The organism is Sphingopyxis sp. (genome assembly GCF_041916015.1).
In the GTDB taxonomy this organism is placed as follows: Bacteria; Pseudomonadota; Alphaproteobacteria; order Sphingomonadales; family Sphingomonadaceae; genus Sphingopyxis.
The window spans coordinates 1-17,290 of sequence record NZ_JAYSAH010000025.1 but is presented as its reverse complement, the minus strand read 5'-3'; the positions used below and the strand labels follow the sequence as shown (position 1 = coordinate 17,290).

21 protein-coding genes are annotated in these 17,290 nt (G+C 65.8%); 13 read left to right on the top strand and 8 right to left on the bottom strand.

From position 1 onward, the window contains the following. Positions 1-4: 4 nt before the first annotated feature. The 4 genes from ACE3SL_RS04180 to ACE3SL_RS04165 form a co-directional block, all read right to left on the bottom strand. Positions 5-391, bottom strand: a complete 387-nt coding sequence (locus ACE3SL_RS04180; protein ID WP_374524502.1) for a VOC family protein — start codon at positions 389-391, stop codon at positions 5-7. Positions 392-437: 46 nt separating this feature from the next. Further along, the gene (locus ACE3SL_RS04175) at positions 438-1,565 is read right to left on the bottom strand and encodes a cell wall hydrolase (protein ID WP_374524501.1); all 1,128 of its coding nucleotides are present in this window, start codon (positions 1,563-1,565) and stop codon (positions 438-440) included. A gap of 125 nt (positions 1,566-1,690) precedes the next feature. Further along, positions 1,691-2,608, bottom strand: a complete 918-nt coding sequence (gene dmeF, locus ACE3SL_RS04170) for a CDF family Co(II)/Ni(II) efflux transporter DmeF (protein ID WP_374524500.1) — start codon at positions 2,606-2,608, stop codon at positions 1,691-1,693. A gap of 38 nt (positions 2,609-2,646) precedes the next feature. Next, entirely contained in the window at positions 2,647-3,441 is a 795-nt protein-coding gene (locus ACE3SL_RS04165) for an ABC transporter ATP-binding protein (protein WP_374524499.1), read from the bottom strand. 415 nt (positions 3,442-3,856) lie between these two features. Here ACE3SL_RS04165 and rimP point away from each other — a divergent pair, with 415 nt between their 5' ends. The 7 genes from rimP to ACE3SL_RS04130 are packed head-to-tail and all read left to right on the top strand — an operon-like array spanning position 3,857 to position 10,846. Then, the gene (rimP, locus tag ACE3SL_RS04160) at positions 3,857-4,402 is read left to right on the top strand and encodes a ribosome maturation protein RimP (RefSeq protein WP_374524498.1); all 546 of its coding nucleotides are present in this window, start codon (positions 3,857-3,859) and stop codon (positions 4,400-4,402) included. Beyond that, positions 4,402-6,018 carry a transcription termination factor NusA gene (nusA, locus tag ACE3SL_RS04155; RefSeq protein WP_374524497.1) on the top strand — a complete coding sequence of 539 codons (1,617 nt, stop codon included), beginning with the start codon at positions 4,402-4,404 and terminating at the stop codon, positions 6,016-6,018. The genes rimP and nusA overlap by 1 nt, the downstream gene beginning before the upstream one ends. Further along, on the top strand, positions 5,999-6,754 hold the full coding sequence (locus ACE3SL_RS04150) for a DUF448 domain-containing protein (RefSeq protein ID WP_374524496.1): 756 nt from the start codon (positions 5,999-6,001) through the stop codon (positions 6,752-6,754). Before nusA ends, ACE3SL_RS04150 begins: the two co-directional genes overlap by 20 nt. Positions 6,755-6,772: 18 nt before the next feature. Next, complete coding sequence (infB, locus tag ACE3SL_RS04145) at positions 6,773-9,316, top strand: translation initiation factor IF-2 (protein WP_374524495.1); 2,544 nt, start codon at positions 6,773-6,775, stop codon at positions 9,314-9,316. 15 nt (positions 9,317-9,331) lie between these two features. After that, on the top strand, positions 9,332-9,751 hold the full coding sequence (locus tag ACE3SL_RS04140; RefSeq protein WP_374524494.1) for a PaaI family thioesterase: 420 nt from the start codon (positions 9,332-9,334) through the stop codon (positions 9,749-9,751). After that, positions 9,741-10,142, top strand: a complete 402-nt coding sequence (rbfA, locus tag ACE3SL_RS04135; protein ID WP_374524493.1) for a 30S ribosome-binding factor RbfA — start codon at positions 9,741-9,743, stop codon at positions 10,140-10,142. Before ACE3SL_RS04140 ends, rbfA begins: the two co-directional genes overlap by 11 nt. Continuing rightward, positions 10,139-10,846, top strand: a complete 708-nt coding sequence (locus ACE3SL_RS04130; protein WP_374524492.1) for a hypothetical protein — start codon at positions 10,139-10,141, stop codon at positions 10,844-10,846. Before rbfA ends, ACE3SL_RS04130 begins: the two co-directional genes overlap by 4 nt. A 7-nt stretch (positions 10,847-10,853) precedes the next feature. Here the strand turns inward: ACE3SL_RS04130 and ACE3SL_RS04125 are convergent, their stop codons facing one another. The 4 genes from ACE3SL_RS04125 to ACE3SL_RS04110 form a co-directional block, all read right to left on the bottom strand. Then, entirely contained in the window at positions 10,854-12,275 is a 1,422-nt protein-coding gene (locus ACE3SL_RS04125) for a wax ester/triacylglycerol synthase family O-acyltransferase (RefSeq protein ID WP_374524491.1), read from the bottom strand. A gap of 74 nt (positions 12,276-12,349) precedes the next feature. Beyond that, positions 12,350-12,652: a DUF1971 domain-containing protein gene (locus ACE3SL_RS04120; protein ID WP_374524490.1), complete on the bottom strand. Its 303-nt coding sequence runs from the start codon at positions 12,650-12,652 to the stop codon at positions 12,350-12,352. A gap of 2 nt (positions 12,653-12,654) precedes the next feature. Beyond that, a complete protein-coding gene (locus tag ACE3SL_RS04115; protein ID WP_374524489.1) occupies positions 12,655-13,068 on the bottom strand; it encodes a hypothetical protein in 414 nt (137 codons plus the stop codon). Further along, positions 13,061-13,540, bottom strand: coding sequence for a group III truncated hemoglobin (locus ACE3SL_RS04110; protein WP_374524488.1), 480 nt, complete (start codon positions 13,538-13,540; stop codon positions 13,061-13,063). Before ACE3SL_RS04110 ends, ACE3SL_RS04115 begins: the two co-directional genes overlap by 8 nt. An 82-nt stretch (positions 13,541-13,622) precedes the next feature. Here ACE3SL_RS04110 and ACE3SL_RS04105 point away from each other — a divergent pair, with 82 nt between their 5' ends. The 6 genes from ACE3SL_RS04105 (at position 13,623) to rpsO (ending at position 17,029) form a co-directional block, all read left to right on the top strand. After that, entirely contained in the window at positions 13,623-14,054 is a 432-nt protein-coding gene (locus ACE3SL_RS04105; protein ID WP_374524487.1) for an Rrf2 family transcriptional regulator, read from the top strand. A gap of 43 nt (positions 14,055-14,097) precedes the next feature. Beyond that, positions 14,098-14,712: a thymidine kinase gene (locus tag ACE3SL_RS04100; protein WP_374524486.1), complete on the top strand. Its 615-nt coding sequence runs from the start codon at positions 14,098-14,100 to the stop codon at positions 14,710-14,712. Beyond that, on the top strand, positions 14,705-15,241 hold the full coding sequence (locus tag ACE3SL_RS04095; RefSeq protein ID WP_374524485.1) for a GNAT family N-acetyltransferase: 537 nt from the start codon (positions 14,705-14,707) through the stop codon (positions 15,239-15,241). Before ACE3SL_RS04100 ends, ACE3SL_RS04095 begins: the two co-directional genes overlap by 8 nt. 70 nt (positions 15,242-15,311) lie before the next feature. After that, complete coding sequence (locus ACE3SL_RS04090) at positions 15,312-15,740, top strand: DUF6491 family protein (RefSeq protein ID WP_374524484.1); 429 nt, start codon at positions 15,312-15,314, stop codon at positions 15,738-15,740. Positions 15,741-15,772: 32 nt separating this feature from the next. After that, the gene (truB, locus tag ACE3SL_RS04085; protein WP_374524483.1) at positions 15,773-16,735 is read left to right on the top strand and encodes a tRNA pseudouridine(55) synthase TruB; all 963 of its coding nucleotides are present in this window, start codon (positions 15,773-15,775) and stop codon (positions 16,733-16,735) included. Between the two features lie 24 nt (positions 16,736-16,759). Then, positions 16,760-17,029, top strand: a complete 270-nt coding sequence (gene rpsO, locus ACE3SL_RS04080) for a 30S ribosomal protein S15 (protein ID WP_374524482.1) — start codon at positions 16,760-16,762, stop codon at positions 17,027-17,029. Positions 17,030-17,290 lie beyond the last annotated feature (261 nt).

The following is a 17,290-nucleotide window of genomic DNA, read 5'->3' as shown; positions in this document are numbered from 1 at the left end:
TGCTTTATTTCGCCGGAGGCTCCCACAGTTCGATCGGATTGCCCTCGGGATCGTGAATCCGCGCGAAGCGGCCGACCGTGGGGTCGTCCCATTCCGTCTTGGTGATCACTTCGTCGCCCGCCGCGCGGAACGGCGCGAGCACGGCGTCGAGGTCGTCGACGCGCAGGTTGATCATATATTGCCGGTCGGCGGGGAAATAGTCGGTGTCGGCCTTGAAAGGCGAAAAGACCAGCGGCCCGCCCGTCACCGTCCACACCCATTGATTCACCGGCTCGCTGCCGTCGGCGCTGATCCCGCCGCCGACGCCGAGCCGCTCGCGATACCAGGCGTTCAGCTTTTCGGGGTCCTTCGCCCGGAAGAAGAGCCCGCCTATGCCTTTCACATGTCCCATGTCCCATCTCCCTGCCCGTAACAAGGGCAAGACTAGGCGGCTTCGGTCAGCGAATCCACTCTCCGCTTTTCTGGAATTCTTCGCGAATCTGCCCGGACTGGTTGAGCCGCGGGTCGCTGTAGGTCGGCGCGGGGGCGACCGCGGGCGCAGTGGGCGCGACGGTGGGCGCGGCGTTCATCGTGCCGGGAAGCGGCGCGGGGCCGGTATCGGGCAGCGGCGCAGCAGGGCCACCGAGCGCGGGCACGGGTCCGGCGCCGACCGGCAGCCCCTTGCCCTTCAGGATCGCCAGTTGCTGTGCGAGCGGCAGATAGGGTCCGGGGACCGGCTCGCGACCCATATAGGGCGCGCGGAAGGCGTCGGGCATCCCCCACCGCCCGCGCCAGCGGTGAAAGATATGCGCGCCGACGATATTGGTCATCACCAGGCTCTTGCCCCAGCGCGGCCAGATCGCGGTCGTGTGATAATGGGTCGCAAGCCCGACGCCCGGGAAAACATAGCCATTGAGAGCGGCGGAAGCGACGCGGCTCGCGCGCAGCCAGTTGCGACGCTCAGGCGCGCGCGCCATTGCGCCGTCGCAGGCGAAGGTGAACTGGCAGACGCCCGCGCGCTCGGACCCCTGGAAGACGACACCGCAGATCGTGTTGGGAAAGCTTGGATGGCGCGTGCGGTTGACGATGACCTGTGCCACGCCGCGCATGCCGTCGTCGCTTTCGGACGCGGCCTCATAATAGATCGCCGAGGTCAGGCAATAATGCGCGCGCTCGCGGTCGAGCGCGGTCAGGCCGCGAAAGACATAGGGTTTGGCGGGCGGCCCGACGAAGGCTTCCTGCTGCAGCTCGGCCGGGGTTGCCGGCGCCGTCGCGGTCGCGTCGGCATAGCCGATGCTGTCGGGGTTCGGCAGCGTCGGATCGATCTTCAGCGCATCCGCATAGCTGTCGGCGTTCATCACCGCCCAGCGTGCCGGGTCATAGGGTTTGAAGGTCAGCGGCACCGACACGCTGTAGGGGCCGAACCCGCGCGGGCGGTACTGCCCGGTCGATAGCGCGAGCGCGAGGCAGGCGACGATCACGATCGCGGCCAGCATCCCCCAATATTCACGCCCCGGTCCTGCCGCCTTCTGCGGCACCGGATCACGCCACGTCGAACGGGCGGAAAGATGGAGTTCGGGTTTCATGGGTCGCGTCAAAATCTCCGCGGCCGATTCGCGCAGCCGCTCTCATCCTGCCTTATGCCCCGAAACGCCAATAAAGTGTTTCGCCGCTTATGTCCTGTACCGCAAGGGGACAGATGATAGCGATCCTAACCGATTTCGATGGTCAGATGCTCGATTTCGTGCATCGGGCGCAGCCGCTCGCAAACTGCCGCGCGGGTCGTGCCGGTGACGCTGACGATTGCTGCGTGTGCCGCGGGGCCGACGCGCCAGACGTGGAGGTCGCGAATTCGCGCGTCGCCGGGTCCTTCGACCAGCGCGCGGATTTCGGCTTCCAGCGCCTTGTCGGTCGCGTCGAGCAGCACGGCGGCGGTGTCGCGCATCAGCGTGACCGACCAGACCGCGATGACGGCCGCGCCCGCGATGCCCATCGCAGGGTCGAGCCACGCCCAGCCGAGATAGCGGCCGCCGAGCAATGCGGCGATCGCCAGCACCGAGGTCAGCGCATCGGCGATGACATGCAGGTAGGCCGAGCGCATATTGTTGTCATGCTCGTGCCCGTGCTCGCCGTGATCGTGACGATGATCATGCTCATGTCCATGGCTGTGCCCGTGCCCGAGGAGCAGCGCGCTGACGATATTCACGATCAGGCCGACGACCGCGACGATCGTCGCCTCGCCGAACGCGACCGGGCTCGGATCGAGCAGCCGCACGACCGATTCCCACGCGATCCCCAGCGCGACGATCCCCAGCACCAGCGCGGAGGCGAAACCCGCGAGGTCGCCCACCTTGCCGGTGCCGAAGCTGTAACGCCCGCTCGTCGCGTGGCGCCGGGCATAACGGTAGGCGAGCGCCGCGATGCCGAGTGCGCCCGCGTGGGTCGCCATGTGAAAGCCGTCGGCGAGCAAGGCCATCGAGTTGAAGGCGAGCCCCGCGGCAATCTCCGCGACCATCATTACCGCGGTCAACAGCACGACCCACAGGGTGCGGCGCGCATTCTCGTCGTGCCGCTTGCCCAGATAGACATGGTCGTGCGTCAGCGTGTCGATCTCGTCGTCGAAGGACATGGCCGCTGCCTATCCCATGGAAAAATTAAGGCAAGCGATCAGTGGACGATGGTGGCGTCATACCAGTCGCCGCGCGGCGACACGTCAATCGAAAGGCCGAAGAGGCTGGTCAGCGCGTCACTGGTCAGCATCTCCGCCTTGGCGCCGTCGTGAAGCACGCGCCCGCCCTGCAGCATCACGATCCGGCCGATCTCGGGCAATATCTCCTCGATATGATGGGTGACGAGGATCAAAGTCGTGCCGCCGCGCGCGACGCCGCGCAGCATGTCGAGGAAATGGTGCCGCGCGGCCGGGTCGAGCCCGGCGCATGGCTCGTCGAGCAGCAACGCGCGCGGCCGGTGCGCGAGCGCGCGAGCGATCAGGACGCGGCGTGCCTCGCCGGTCGACAGGCTCGCCATGCTGCGCCCGATCAGATGCGTGGCGCCGACCTCTTCGAGCGCGGTGCGTGAAACGTCGATCATCTCCTGCGTATAATGCTGATGCGACCAGAGCCCGCGCGAGGCGAAGAAGCCCGAGACGACGCAATCGAGCGTTTCGAGCGGCGGCTCGGCATCGAAATCGAGCTGCATCGTCGTCGAGATGATCCCCAGCAGCTTGCGCAGCTCGAAGACGTTCCAGCTATCCTGCCCGAAGATGCGGACATCGGCGCCCCACGCCGGATAAAGCTGGCGCGCGATCAGCTTGACCAGCGTCGACTTGCCCGACCCGTTGGCACCGAGGATCGCGGTACTTTCACCGTCGGCGATGGTCAGCGCGGGCAGGTCGAGGATGCACGTCTCGTCGGCGATGACGCGGACATTGGACAAGGCTAGCAGGGGAGAGTCATCAGTCATGGGCGCGCGTTGAGCATGACGCGGTATGATAGGGCAAGGGGCATGTGGCGATTGGCGACTTTGGGGTGGGGAACTGCCCCTCCTCACCTTCGTCATTCCCGCGAAAGCGGGAACCCAGTGTGGGATCAGCCGACGCACGCCCTGGGTTCCCGCTTTCGCGGGAATGACGAAGATTGAGAGATGCTGCGCGCGACTTTCAGACTCTCGTCATCCCGGATCAAGTCCGGGATGACGACGTAAGGTAGGTCCGCTTCACAGACGAACGCTGTCTTCCCATTCTCCCCTTGCCGACTCACCCGCCAAAGCCTATATGCGCCCTACTTCTTGACATGGTTAGCCAGTTGGGACGTCGGGGCCGCGGGCCGCGGCGGCTGTTCCCGCATGACTTTCCGGTCATCCGATTTGGGAAATAGATTTGGTCGATTTCGACGCCCTCAATGCGATCATCGCGCCCGAAGCCGAGGCGATGGGCCTGGCACTCGTGCGCGTCGCCTTCTTTGGCGGCGAGAGTGATCCGACGTTGCAGGTGATGGCCGAGCGGCCCGATACGCGCCAGCTGACGATCGACGATTGTGCCGATTTGTCGCGCCGCATCTCGGACCGGCTCGATGCGCTCGAAGAGGCGGGGAAGGACCCGATCGACATTGCCTACCGGCTCGAAGTTTCGTCGCCCGGCATCGACCGGCCGCTGACGCGCCGCGCCGACTTCGCCGATTGGGCGGGGCACGAGGCGAAGATCGCACTCAAGGAAAAGCTGAACGGGCGTCAGCGTTTCAACGGCATACTCGTCGGGATCGACGGCGATGTCGTCAGCATCACGGATAAGGAAGAGGTCGAGCATAAGCTGCCGTTCGACGCGATCGACACGGCGAAGCTGGTTCTCACCGACAAATTGATTGCCGCAACCGTCCCGCTTTCGATGGAAGGCGCCGACGACATGGAAGAAGAAGGACAGGACTGATGGCCACTGCCATTTCCGCCAACAAGGCCGAGCTGCTCGCGATTGCCAACAGCGTCGCCAGCGAGAAGATGATCGACAAGGGCATCGTCATCGAGGCGATCGAGGAAGCGATCCAGCGCGCCGCGCGCGCCCGCTACGGCGCCGAGAACGACATCCGCGCCAAGCTCGACCCGCAGACCGGCGACCTTCGCCTGTGGCGCGTCGTCGAGGTCGTCGAGCAGGTCGAGGATTATTTCAAGCAGGTCGATCTGGCCGCCGGCCAGAAGCTGCAGAAGGACGCCAAGCTCGGCGACTTCATCGTCGACCCGCTGCCCGCGGTCGACCTCGGCCGCATCGACGCGCAGTCGGCGAAGCAGGTCATCTTCCAGAAGGTCCGCGAAGCCGACCGCGAGCGCCAGTATGAAGAGTTCAAGGATCGCGGCAACGAGATCATCACCGGCGTCGTGAAGTCGGTCGAGTTCGGCCACATCGTCGTCAATCTTGGTCGCGCCGAGGGCGTGATCCGCCGCGACCAGCAGATCCCGCGCGAATTGATGCGCGTCGGCGACCGCGTCCGCGCGATCATCCTGTCGGTGCGCCGCGAGAACCGCGGCCCGCAGATTTTCCTCAGCCGCGCGCACCCCGAATTCATGAAGAAGCTGTTCGCGCAGGAAGTGCCCGAAATCTATGACGGCATCATCGAGATCAAGGCGGCGGCCCGTGATCCGGGCTCGCGCGCGAAGATCGGCGTGATCAGCTATGACGGCTCGATCGACCCCGTCGGCGCCTGCGTCGGCATGAAGGGCAGCCGTGTCCAGGCGGTCGTCCAGGAAATGCAGGGTGAAAAGATCGACATCATTCCCTGGTCCGAAGACACGGCGACCTTCGTCGTCAATGCGCTCCAGCCCGCGACGGTGCAGCGCGTCGTCATCGACGAGGATGACGGCCGCATCGAAGTCGTCGTTCCCGACGACCAGCTCAGCCTCGCCATCGGCCGCCGCGGCCAGAATGTCCGTCTCGCCAGCCAGCTGACCGGCAGCCAGATCGACATCATGACCGAGGCCGACGCGAGCGAGAAGCGCCAGCGCGAATTCGTCGAACGCTCGACGATGTTCCAGGAAGAACTCGACGTCGACGAGACGCTCGCGCAGCTTCTCGTTGCCGAAGGCTTCGGTGAACTCGAAGAAGTCGCTTATGTGCCGCTCGACGAGCTGGCGAGCATCGAAGGCTTCGACGATGAACTCGCCGAAGAGTTGCAGAGCCGCGCGACCGAAGCGCTCGAACGCCGCGAAGAAGCCGCGCGGCAGGAGCGCCGCGGGCTGGGCGTCGAGGACGATCTCGCCGAGCTGCCGCACCTGACCGAAGCGATGCTCGTCACGCTCGGCAAGGCGGGGATCAAGACGCTCGACGATCTCGCCGATCTTGCGACCGACGAACTGATCGCCAAGAAGCGCCAGGACAATCGCCGCGGCCCGTCGCGCGACCGCGGCGAGCGCGCCGAGGACAAGGGCGGCGTGCTCGGCGAATATGGCCTCAGCGAAGAGCAGGGCAACGAGATCATCATGGCGGCGCGTGCGCATTGGTTTGCGGACGAGCCCGAAGTCGGGGAGGCCGCCGATGCGGACCCCGCGCAATGATCAGCTGACCGAAACCGACCGCGCAAAGGGGCGCGGCCAGCATGTGCCCGAGCGGCGCTGTGTGGTGACCGGCGAAGTCGCGCCGGCCGAACGGCTCGTGCGCCTCGCGCTCGGCCCCGACGGCGGAATCGCGCCCGACGTGCTCGGCAAGGCGCCGGGGCGCGGGGCGTGGATCGGCGTGACCCGCGAAACGCTGGAGGCCGCGCAGGCGAAGGGAAAGCTCAAGGGCGGGCTCGCGCGGGCGCTGCACGAAAGCCATATCGCGATTCCCGACGATCTCGGCGAGCGGATCGAGGCGCAGCTCCGCCGTGCGACGCTCGACCGGCTCGGTCTCGAATCGCGCTCCGGAACCCTGATCTCGGGCAATGAAAAGATCGAGCAGGCAGCGCGACGCGGGCAGGTTCGCCTGTTGCTGCATGCGAGCGATGCGGGCGAGGATGGCCGCAAGAAACTGGCGCAGGCGTGGCGCGTCGGCGAGGGAGACGAAGGCTCGGGCCGCGAAGGGCTGATCTTGCCGGTAGACCGGCAGTCCCTATCTATGGCATTAGGGCGTGAAAATGCGGTGCATCTGGCTGTCGTGGACGCCCGTGCCGCAGACCGGGTGCTGGCGCATCTCTCCCGCTGGCAGTTTTTCACCGGATGGTCTAGGGACGCGGCCAACCGCGTTTCCGACACGGATTCCCGCACGGCGGGTAATGGCACGGCGTCGACCGATTCCGAGGTTTCGGGCGCGTAGAAGGAATATGAAGTTTCGATGAGTGACGAACAGGACAAGCCGACCCTTACCCGCAAGCCGCTGGGGCTGAAGCGGACGGTCGAGGCCGGCCAGGTGCAGCAGCAGTTCAGCCACGGCCGACGCAATACCGTCGTGGTTGAAGTAAAGCGCCGCCGCGTACTCGGCCGCCCCGGCGAAGCTGCCCCTGCGCCCGAGGTCGAAGAGGTCCAGGCCGCTCCGGCACCCGCCCCTGCGCCTGCGCCCACCCCGGCTCCCAAACCCGCCGCGCCGAAGCCCGCCGCCGACAGCCTGATGTCGCGTCAGGAGCGCCAGGCGCAATTGCTGCGCGAGGCCGAGGAAGCGCGCATGAACGCGCTCGAGGAAAATCGCCGCCGCGAGGAAGCCGCGCGCGCGCGCGCTGCCGAGGAAGAAAAGGCGCGTGCCGAGGAAAAGGCGAAGGAGACCGAAGCGGCTCCGGAGCCCGCCGCCGCTGCACCAGCTGCGCCCGAACCCGAGGCGCCCGCCGCCGAAGCGCCTGCGGCGAAGGAAGCGAGCGCCGAGGCTGCTCCCCGCGCCACGACCGCCAGCGCCGCTCCGGCGCCGCGCCGCTTCACGCCGGTCGAGGCGCCGAAGCGCCCCGAACCGAAGCGCCCCGAGCCCAAGGCCAACCGCGGCGCCGATAACCGCCGCCAGTCGGGCAAGCTGACCGTCACGCGCGCGCTCAACGAGGACGAGGGCGCCCGCGCGCGCAGCCTCGCGGCGCTGAAACGCGCCCGCGAGAAGGAAAAGCGCTCGCACATGGTCTCGTCGGGTCCGCGCGAGAAGCAGGTCCGCGAAGTCGTCGTTCCCGACAGCATCACGGTGCAGGAACTCGCGAACCGCATGGCCGAAAAGGGCGCCGACCTGGTGAAGGCGCTGTTCAAGATGGGCATGCCCGTCACCGTCAACCAGACGATCGATCAGGACACCGCCGAGCTGCTCGTCACCGAATTCGGGCACGAGATCAAGCGCGTGAGCGAGGCCGACGTCGATATCCGTCACGACGAGGACGTCGACGACGCCGCGCACATGAAGCCGCGCGCGCCGGTCGTCACGATCATGGGCCATGTCGATCACGGCAAGACCAGCCTGCTCGACGCGCTGCGCGGCGCGAACGTGCAGGCGGGCGAGGCCGGCGGCATCACCCAGCATATCGGCGCCTATCAGGTGAAGACTCCCGACGGGTCGCTCGTCACCTTCCTCGATACGCCGGGCCACGAGGCCTTTACCGAAATGCGCCAGCGCGGTGCGAACGTCACCGACATCGTCATCCTGGTGGTCGCCGCCGACGACGGGCTCAAGCCGCAGTCGATCGAGGCGATCAACCATGCGAAGGCGGCGGGCGTTCCGATCATCGTCGCGATCAACAAGGTCGACAAGGAAGGCGCCAACCCGCAGCGCGTCCGCGAACGCCTGCTCGAACATGAGCTGGTGGTCGAGGAAATGGGCGGCGACGTCCAGAATGTCGAAGTGTCGGCGCTGAAGAAGACCGGCCTCGACAAGCTGCTCGACGCGATCGCGCTGCAGGCCGAGATCATGGAACTGAAGGCCAACCCCGACCGCGCCGCCGAAGGCACGGTGGTCGAGGCGAAGCTCGACAAGGGCCGTGGTCCCGTGGCGACGATCCTCGTCCGCCGCGGCACGCTCAAGGTCGGCGACATCTTCGTCTGCGGCGCCGAAAGCGGCCGCGTCCGCGCGCTGGTCGACGATCAGGGCAAACAGATCAAGGAAGCCGGTCCGTCGATGCCGGTCGAGGTTCTTGGCCTCGGCGGCGTGCCGATGGCGGGCGACACGCTGACCGTCGTCGAGAATGAGGCGCGCGCCCGCGAAGTCGCCGCCTATCGTCAGAGCGAAGCGCTCAAGAAGCGGACCGCGCAGGCGCCGGTCAGCCTCGAGGGCATGTTCTCGGCGCTCGCCGACAAGGCCAAGGTCATCGAATATCCGGTGGTCATCAAGGGCGACGTGCAGGGTTCGGTCGAGGCGATCGTCAATGCGCTCAACCGCCTGTCGACCGACGAGATCCGCGTCCGCGTGCTCCAGTCGGGCGCCGGCGCGATCACCGAAAGCGACGTGACGCTGGCGGCCGCCTCGAAAGCGCCGATCATCGGCTTCAACGTTCGCCCGAACGCCAAGGCGCGCGAGATCGCGAACCGCGAAAAAGTGCGCTTCATGTATTATGACGTCATCTATCACCTGACCGAGGAAGTCGCGAAGGAGATGGCGGGCGAGTTGGGTCCGGAGCGCATCGAGAATGTCGTCGGCCGCGCCGAGGTCAAGGAGGTCTTCCCGGCCGGCAAGCGCGACAAGGCCGCGGGCCTGCTCGTGCTCGAAGGCAGCATCCGCAAGGGGCTCCACGCGCGTCTCACGCGCGAGGATGTCATCGTCTCGGCAACGACGATCGCCTCGCTCCGCCGCTTCAAGGACGATGTCGCCGAAGTGCGTGCCGGCCTCGAATGCGGTGTCGTGCTGGCGGATACCAACGACATCAAGCCGGGCGACCATCTCGAAGTCTTCGAGGTCGAACTGCGCGAACGCACGCTCTGACGGGAGGGCCGGATCATGGCTGAGAGTTTTTTCAGCCGGTTTCCGGCCCCGCCCTGCGCCGAACTGCTCGGCTGGGAACTGATCGCGGAATGGCCGGACGAAGGCCGGATCGAGATCGCCTTTCATCCGACCGCTGAGATGCTCAATCCGCGCGGGACGGTGCAGGGCGGCTTTGTCGCTGCGATGCTCGACGACACGATGGGGCCCGCGCTGGTCAGCATGACCGGCGGCGCCGAAGTCCCGGCGTCGATCGACCTCAACGTCAGTTTCCTGAAACCCGTCATGCCCGGTCGGGTGATCGGCAAGGGGCGCGTCGTCGGTCGCGGCCGATCGGTCGCCTTTCTGGAGGCCGAACTGTTCGACGAGGCCGGCGAGCTTCTCGCGCGCGCGACATCGAGTGCGCGCATCATGGAATTGAACCGCAATGCGTCATAACGAAAAGTCCGAAGGCCCCTCGGTCCGCGTCCTGCGCGTGGGCGAACAGGTGCGCCATGTGCTGAGCGAAATCCTCGCGCGCGGCGATGTCCACGACGATGTGCTCGCCAAGCACCCCGTCAGCGTCACAGAGGTGCGGATGTCGCCCGACCTGCGCCACGCGACCATCTTCGTGAAGCCGCTGCTCGGCCGCGACGAGGAGGCGGTGATCAAGGCGCTGCGCACCAACACCGCCTATCTCCAGCGCGAGGTCGCGCACCGCATCCGCATGAAATATGCAGCAAAGCTGAAGTTCCTGCCCGACGAAAGCTTCGACGAGGCGAGCCATATCGACAAATTGCTGCGCGACCCGAAAGTGGCGCGGGATTTGGGGCCTGCAGAAGGCGAATGAAGCAGGCCGCGCCGCTCGTGATTGCGACGCTCGTGGCAATTGCTATGGCCTTGTTGCCCGCCTTTATGCCGCCTCAGTTCCTGCGTCCGCCGCGTGATGAAGCCTTGGACATCATCCAAGCCGCGGCGGACTATAATCTGATGATACAGAACACCGGGGCGGGTGGCCAACTCGCGCTGCCAATGGCCGAGACCGTCAAACCATCTCATATCGAGTTCATTGAGACCAAGCCATGCGGCGCAGTCGAGGCGTCCGAAGACTGTGTGGTCCTCGACGGACAACTGGGTGAGGAAACAGGGCGGCTGCTGGAGCAGTCGTGGCACGATGCCGACGTGAATCTCGAAAGTTACGCCGATATCACGCCCGAAAATCCGTTACCAAAGACCATCGACATCAGACGCCTGCAATCTTCGAGCGCAGGCGAGATCGCACGGCTACAGATGGCTGCTTCGCGGCAGAAACTTGACGTTATCCCGGCGTCCGGGCTCGCGGTGGCCGACGTCCGGAAGCGCATATCGCTACGCAGCGATATGCCTCCGCATCACCTCTGGATTTTTTCGGCACCTTGGGTTGCAGGCGACATCGCCTTCGTAGAGGTCGGCTTCGTTTGTGGCGGCGAGTGCGGGCGCGGTGAGAATTATGCGTTACGCAAGGCACACGGGAAGTGGCGCGTCCTTGCGGTCCAGCCCAGCTGGGTCTCGTAGATGGCGCCTACTTCCCCTTCTTGATCCCCGCCGCCTGCTCTAGCTCGACCAGCGCTTCCTCCAGATAGTCGATCATCCGTTGCGCGTGCGGCACGCTGCGGCGGCAGGCGGTGATGCCGAAGTCGATATTCTTGAAGTTCGACACCTGCGTGATGTTCATCGCCATGCCGTCGACGGGGATGCTAGCCGGGTACATGCCGTCGAGGCGCGCGCCGTTCCAGTACATCTGTTCGCGCGGGCCGGGGACGTTCGAGATCGTCGCCGAATAGGCCGGGAATTTGTCGGCGGTGCGGGTGAGCGCGGTCAGCATCATCGGGAAGCTGGTGATCGCGGTGTAGAGCTGGATCTGCCCCGAGGTCATCGCACGGAGCTGCGCCTTCGCCGAATTCATCGATTCCTGGATCGCCGCCATGCGCTCGGCGGGGTCGTCGATATGCGTCGCGAGATTGGCGGTGACCGAGGCGACCGAATTGCCCGAATCGATGTCGTCCTTGGGCCGGATCGACACCGGCGCCATCGCCTTCAGCGGCTTGTCGGGCAGCTCGTTCAGCGACTGCAGATATTTGCGCATCGCCCCCGCGCACATGCCGAGCACCGCGTCGTTGATCGTCCCGTCATAGGCCTTGCCCAGCGCGCGGACGCGATCGAGCGACCAGCTTTGCGCGACGAAGCGGCGCGCGCCGGTGATGTTGCGGTTGAAACTGGTGCGCGGCACCCCGGCGAAGGGCGTGACGAGCCCGTCGCCGCCGACCCCGAACATTGCGGCGAGATACTGGTTGAGCGCCTTGGTCACCCCAACGCTGTTGCCCCATTGCTCCTTCAGGAAATCGCCGATTGCCTTGATGTCGGTGAGGTTCGGGAGCGGCGGCTTCTTCGGGGTCGGGAATTTGCGCTTGTACGCTTCATAGGCTTCGACCGAGAGCGGCGAGTAAGCGCGCCGTTCCTTGGGATCAGGGGTCAGCATCGAATTGTAGAAATGGATGCTTGCCGCGCCGTCCATCAGCGCGTGGTGAACCTTCTTGAAGGTCGCGATCTGCCGGTTGGGCAGGCCTGAGATCAGCGTGATTTCCCACAAGGGCCGCGTGCGGTCGAGCAGGCCCGAATGGAGTCGCGAGGCAAGCTCGAACATCTCGCGGTAGCGCCCGGGCTTGGGCAGCGCGGCGGCGCGGACATGATAATGCATGTCGATGTCGCGGTCGGGCTCGAGCCGGATCGGGCCGTACTGGCCGAACGGGGTCAGCTTCAGCACTTCGCTGAACGGCCGCCTCAGGCCCTCCGGCTGGCGGAGCAGCGCGAGCTGTTCGTTGAGCCAGTCGGTCTCGTCGACATCGTCGGGCAGCGTGTAGAGGTTGATGCCGCCGATATGCATCGGCATCTCGCGGCTCTCGCCCCAGAGGAACATCGCATCGCTCACCGGCATCAGCCGCATCCGCCGCTCTCCCCACTTATGTTGCGACCTTTGCTGCGCAGCATGACAGCGGCGGCGAGCGTGTCAAGCGATGGTCAGGGCGCGCAGAAGGCGATTTCGATCGTGACCGATCCCTGCCGTTCCAGATGATGCGGCATGCGGGGCGGAATTAGCATCGTGTCGCCGGCTTTCAGCAGGCGATCGCCCTCTTGCTCATCGTCCCAGTGGAAGCGGATCGACCCGGCGGTGACCGACAGCAGGCCCCAGACGCCCTCCTTGAGATCGTGGCAGCGGAGCAGGCCCGCGGGAATCGCGTCGGCGCCGAACGGCCCGATCCGGCGGTAAGGCCGCGCGTCCTCCGGCAACGGCGGGCCGCGCTCGGCGATCGGCGGCGCCATGCTCAGAAGCCCGCGGTGGCGCGGACGATGAAAAAGGTGACGCCGAGGAAGGCAAAGCCCGCGGGCACCGCAAGAATCTGCGCCGCGACGGTGCGCCTGTCCATCGGCCCGGTCCAGGTGTCGAGCACGCCGCCCATGCGGCCCAGCGGCGAATCATGCTCGCGGCCCTTCTGGGTGTTGAGCAGCTTTGCGGTGCCGAAGAACATCAGCATGTAGAGGCCCGAAATGACGAGCATCATCACCGTCGCCGCGTCGCGGCCGATCGCGGCGAAGATACCGAGGAAGAAGACCGCATAGCAGGCCAACATCGCGCGCCAGATCGAGCGGGGAAGCTGGAAGCCCGCCTGGACCCCGCTCGTTTCATAGGGATCGTTGGAGCGATAGGGCGGCGGCGGAACGGCAGGCAGGTCAGACATCGGGTAACTCCACTTTCTTCGCGAGGGGGTCCTCGCGGTCGCGGTGAACCCAGATGCCGGTGAGCAGGCTCTCGGCGATCATCCGCGCCTTGGCGCCGACATGGGCGATGGCCTCCGGGGTCGGCGCGATGTCGTGCAGCGTCTGGTAGAAGAGCTGCAGCCAGTGCTGGAAATGCTCCTGCCCGATCGTCGGGATCGCCAGATGCTTCATCATCGGATTGCCGGTGAAATTGCCCGCGCTGAGCAGGATCGACTGCCAGAAGCGGTTCATCTGGCCGAGATGCTTCGGCCAGTCGTCGATGCGCGCGTCGAAGATCGGGCCGAGCATCGCATCCTCGCGCACCGACGCATAGAAGCGGTCGACCAGCGCGGCGATGAAGGCTTCGTCGATGCCCATGGCCAGCGCTTCGGTGCGCCGTTCCTCGCGGGCGGCGATGGCGTGGGGATGGGCCTGGACCGTTTTCGTCGTCATGTGCGTTCGACTCTATATTGAGTATCTGAAATACCTCTTTAAGCGGGTTGCCGCAAAAAGCAATATCTAATATGCCACTTTTATGCGGCTCAGTCTTCACAGCGATTATGCCCTGCGCATCCTGATGGCGCTTGCTGCGGCGGGGCGGCAGATGTCGGTTGACGAGATCGCCGGCCAGTACGGCATTTCGCGCAACCACCTCGCCAAGGTCGCGCAGCGGCTCCAGGCGCTCGGCTATGTCAACGCGCAGCGCGGGCGCGGCGGCGGGCTGACGCTGGCGAAGGCGCCGCGCGATGTGATCGCCGGCACCCTCGTGCGACAGTTCGAGAAGCTCGACGGGCTCGTCGAATGCATGGACGCCGCGACCTCGACCTGTCCCGTGCGCGGCGGCTGCGGCTTGCAGGGCGCGCTTGGCGGCGCGCTCGGCGCGTTCCTGATCCATCTCGACGGCTATACGCTCGCCGACCTCGTGCCGCAGCCGGCGCGCTTCCGCGACCTGCTCGGCGTTCCCTGATTTTCGATTTGCGCCACGCCGCCAAGCCGGTATCGCTCGCGCCATGGCCAAGCTCTATTTCTATTATGCCAGCATGAACGCGGGCAAATCGACGACGCTGCTGCAGGCGGATTTCAACTATCGCGAGCGCGGGATGGAAACGATGCTGTGGACCGCTGCGCTCGACGACCGCTACGGCGCGGGACAGATCACCAGCCGCATCGGCCTGCTTGCCGAGGCGCATAAATTCGACCCCGATAGCGATCTCTGGGCGGCGGTGCAGGCCGAGCATCGCCAGCGCCCGCTCGCCTGCGTGCTCGTCGACGAAGCGCAATTCCTGTCGCGCGCGCAGGTGCTGGGTCTCGCGCGCCTCGCCGACGAGGCGAATATTCCGGTGCTCTGCTATGGCCTTCGCACCGATTTCGCGGCGGAGCTGTTTCCGGGGTCGGCGGCGCTGCTCGGCCTCGCCGACGCGCTCGTCGAGTTGAAGGCGGTGTGCGAGTGCGGACGCAAGGCGACGATGAACCTGCGCGTCGATGAGGGCGGCCGCGCGGTGGTCGCGGGCGCGCAGACCGAGATCGGCGGCAACGACCGCTATGTCGCGATGTGCCGCCGTCATTTCATGGCGAAACGCCGCGAGGCCGCGGAGGCGGCCAGAGAGGTGAGGGTCGATGCGTGATGCGCTCTATATCGAACTGGCCGACGGCGACCTCCGGCTCGTCAAGCTGGCCGAGGCGCATCGCGAAGCGCTGCGTACCGCCTGCACCGCCGATCGCGACATCTGGCCGATCTATTCGTCGAGCTTCGACCCCGAGCATTTCGATGCGTCCTTCGATGCGCTGATCGCCAATCCGGTCCGCATGCCCTATGCGGTGTTCGCCGGCGACCGGCTCGTCGGCATGACCGCCTGGCTCCGTCCCGACTGGACGGCGCAGACGGTCGAGATCGGGAGCAGCTATATCCACCCCGATGTTCGCGGCACCGGGCTCAACGGGCGATTGAAGCGACTGATGATCGACCACGCCTTCGCGGCCGGCATCCGCCGCATCGAGTTCCGCATCGACGAGCGCAACAAGCGAAGCCAGGCCGCGGTTGCGAAGCTCGGCTGCACCAAGGAGGGCGTGCTCCGGTCCGAACGCATGACCTGGACGGGTTTCGTTCGCGACACCGGGCTCTGGTCGCTGCTCGCGGCGGAGTGGCGGGGCTAGGGTCAGCGCCGGTTCAGAATCCCTATGCTATGGCCCCGCCGTCAGGGTGGATATTGTGAAAGAATCGCCCATGAAAAAGACACTCGCACTCTCCCTGGCCGCCGCCTTGCTTTCCCTTTCGGCAGTCGCGGCGGCCGACGAGCCCGCGGCCAAGGCGCCGCGCGCGCTCGGCGTCGAATCGAGCATCACCTTTCCCAACAATGCGACGATCAAGAATTGGCGCGCCGACGGCGAGGACGGCATCTGGGTCCAGGATCGCAAGGGCGACTGGTATTATGGCAAGTTCGCCACCATCTGCCGTAACGCCGATTTCGCGCTCGCGATCGGGATCGACAATCGCGGCACCTCGACGCTTGACCGGTTCGCGACGATTATTGTCGGCCGCGAGCGCTGCCCGCTGATTTCGTTCGTCACATCGGCCCCGCCGCCGACCAAGGCCGAATTGAAGGCGAAGCGCGAAGCCGATAAGGCCGCGCGCAAGGCCGACGACGTCAATTGACAAGCGTCCCGCGCGCGGGTCAAGCGCGCGGGATGAACGGCTGGATCATATTCGACAAGCCCGTGGGGCTCGGCTCGACGCAGGCGGTGGGCGCAGTGAAGCGCGTCTGCCGCGAGGCGGGGCTCGGCAAGGTCAAGGTCGGCCACGGCGGGACGCTCGACCCGCTCGCGTCGGGGGTGCTGCCGATCGCGCTCGGCGAGGCGACGAAGCTTTGCGGGCGGATGCTCGATGCGAGCAAGATCTATGACTTTACGATCCGTTTCGGGACCGAGACGGCGGGGCTCGATGCCGAGGGCGCGGTCGTGGCGACCAGCGACGTGCGGCCGACGCTGGCGGAGGTGGAGGCGGTGCTGCCGCGTTTTACGGGCGATATCGAACAGGTGCCGCCGGCCTATTCGGCGATCAAGATCGACGGGCAACGGGCATACGACCGCGCCCGTGCAGGCGAAGAGGTCGAGATGAAGGCGCGGAGCGTGGCGATCTACTCTCTTCGTCACCCCGGACTTGATCCGGGGTCCCGCTCAGCTACGATGAAAGGCGGGACCCCGGATCAAGTCCGGGGCGACGAGGTGAGGGAAGGGGATCGGCTCGAATCCCTCACTCTCACCGCCCATGTCTCGAAGGGCACTTACATCCGCTCGCTCGCGCGCGACATCGCGCGGGCGGCGGGAACTGTGGGCCATGTCACCATGCTTCGCCGCACCAAGGCGGGTCCGTTCGACCTCTCGCAAGCGATTTCGCTGGACAAATTGAACGCTTTCGGCCAAGGCGCCGCGCAATCAGACATCATTCTGCCGCTCGAGGCAGGGCTGGTCGACATCCCGGCTCTGAACCTTTCCCCGGAAGCGGCAGGGGCGGTCCGTCAGGGTCGCGTCTGGACCGGGGAAAGCACGCACGACGGGCTCTATTGGGGACGGGACAGCGAAATGCGACCCGTTGCGTTGATAGAGGCTTTGGCGGGAACGCTGAAAGTCGTGCGGGGCTTCAATCTGTAAGCACGATGTTCGAGGAATGAATCTATGTCGATTACCGCCGAGCGCAAAACCGAAGTCATCAACGACAATGCCCGCGCAAAGGGCGATACCGGTTCGCCGGAAGTGCAGGTCGCAATCCTGACCGACCGCATCAACACGCTGACCGCCCACTTCAAGGCGCATCACAAGGACAACCACAGCCGCCGCGGGCTGCTGATGATGGTCAACAAGCGTCGCAGCCTCCTCGACTACCTCCGCAAAAAGGACGAGGGCCGCTATCAGGCGCTGATCGCGAAGCTGGGTCTTCGTAAATAAGACTGCGAGGGCGGCTCCGGGTTTCGGGGCCGCTTTCATTTTGGTTCGCGGTAAAGTCGCGAGCCGCAAGGGCCGCTCCCGCATCCGGCGGGACCGCCATAGGGCAGACAGACGCCCTACACCGCCCCGGGCCGGATTGCCCGGAATCAGAGGCCCCGCCCGGCATAGGGCCCGGCGGGCGAAGGAAACCACATGTTTGACGTGAAAAAAGTATCGATCGAGTGGGGCGGTGAAACGCTGACCCTCGAAACGGGCAAGGTT

Excerpts from the sequence above, each read along its gene's own strand:
- ACE3SL_RS04180 (WP_374524502.1), bottom strand. The coding sequence starts at position 391 with ATGGGACATGTGAAAGGCATAGGCGGGCTCTTCTTCCGGGCGAAGGAC.
- ACE3SL_RS04175 (WP_374524501.1), bottom strand. The coding sequence starts at position 1,565 with ATGAAACCCGAACTCCATCTTTCCGCCCGTTCGACGTGGCGTGATCCG.
- dmeF (WP_374524500.1), bottom strand. The coding sequence starts at position 2,608 with ATGTCCTTCGACGACGAGATCGACACGCTGACGCACGACCATGTCTAT.
- ACE3SL_RS04165 (WP_374524499.1), bottom strand. The coding sequence starts at position 3,441 with ATGACTGATGACTCTCCCCTGCTAGCCTTGTCCAATGTCCGCGTCATC.
- nusA (WP_374524497.1), top strand. The coding sequence starts at position 4,402 with ATGGCCACTGCCATTTCCGCCAACAAGGCCGAGCTGCTCGCGATTGCC.
- ACE3SL_RS04150 (WP_374524496.1), top strand. The coding sequence starts at position 5,999 with ATGCGGACCCCGCGCAATGATCAGCTGACCGAAACCGACCGCGCAAAG.
- infB (WP_374524495.1), top strand. The coding sequence starts at position 6,773 with ATGAGTGACGAACAGGACAAGCCGACCCTTACCCGCAAGCCGCTGGGG.
- ACE3SL_RS04140 (WP_374524494.1), top strand. The coding sequence starts at position 9,332 with ATGGCTGAGAGTTTTTTCAGCCGGTTTCCGGCCCCGCCCTGCGCCGAA.
- rbfA (WP_374524493.1), top strand. The coding sequence starts at position 9,741 with ATGCGTCATAACGAAAAGTCCGAAGGCCCCTCGGTCCGCGTCCTGCGC.
- ACE3SL_RS04130 (WP_374524492.1), top strand. The coding sequence starts at position 10,139 with ATGAAGCAGGCCGCGCCGCTCGTGATTGCGACGCTCGTGGCAATTGCT.
- ACE3SL_RS04125 (WP_374524491.1), bottom strand. The coding sequence starts at position 12,275 with ATGCGGCTGATGCCGGTGAGCGATGCGATGTTCCTCTGGGGCGAGAGC.
- ACE3SL_RS04120 (WP_374524490.1), bottom strand. The coding sequence starts at position 12,652 with ATGGCGCCGCCGATCGCCGAGCGCGGCCCGCCGTTGCCGGAGGACGCG.
- ACE3SL_RS04115 (WP_374524489.1), bottom strand. The coding sequence starts at position 13,068 with ATGTCTGACCTGCCTGCCGTTCCGCCGCCGCCCTATCGCTCCAACGAT.
- ACE3SL_RS04110 (WP_374524488.1), bottom strand. The coding sequence starts at position 13,540 with ATGACGACGAAAACGGTCCAGGCCCATCCCCACGCCATCGCCGCCCGC.
- ACE3SL_RS04105 (WP_374524487.1), top strand. The coding sequence starts at position 13,623 with ATGCGGCTCAGTCTTCACAGCGATTATGCCCTGCGCATCCTGATGGCG.
- ACE3SL_RS04100 (WP_374524486.1), top strand. The coding sequence starts at position 14,098 with ATGGCCAAGCTCTATTTCTATTATGCCAGCATGAACGCGGGCAAATCG.
- ACE3SL_RS04095 (WP_374524485.1), top strand. The coding sequence starts at position 14,705 with ATGCGTGATGCGCTCTATATCGAACTGGCCGACGGCGACCTCCGGCTC.
- ACE3SL_RS04090 (WP_374524484.1), top strand. The coding sequence starts at position 15,312 with ATGAAAAAGACACTCGCACTCTCCCTGGCCGCCGCCTTGCTTTCCCTT.
- truB (WP_374524483.1), top strand. The coding sequence starts at position 15,773 with ATGAACGGCTGGATCATATTCGACAAGCCCGTGGGGCTCGGCTCGACG.
- rpsO (WP_374524482.1), top strand. The coding sequence starts at position 16,760 with ATGTCGATTACCGCCGAGCGCAAAACCGAAGTCATCAACGACAATGCC.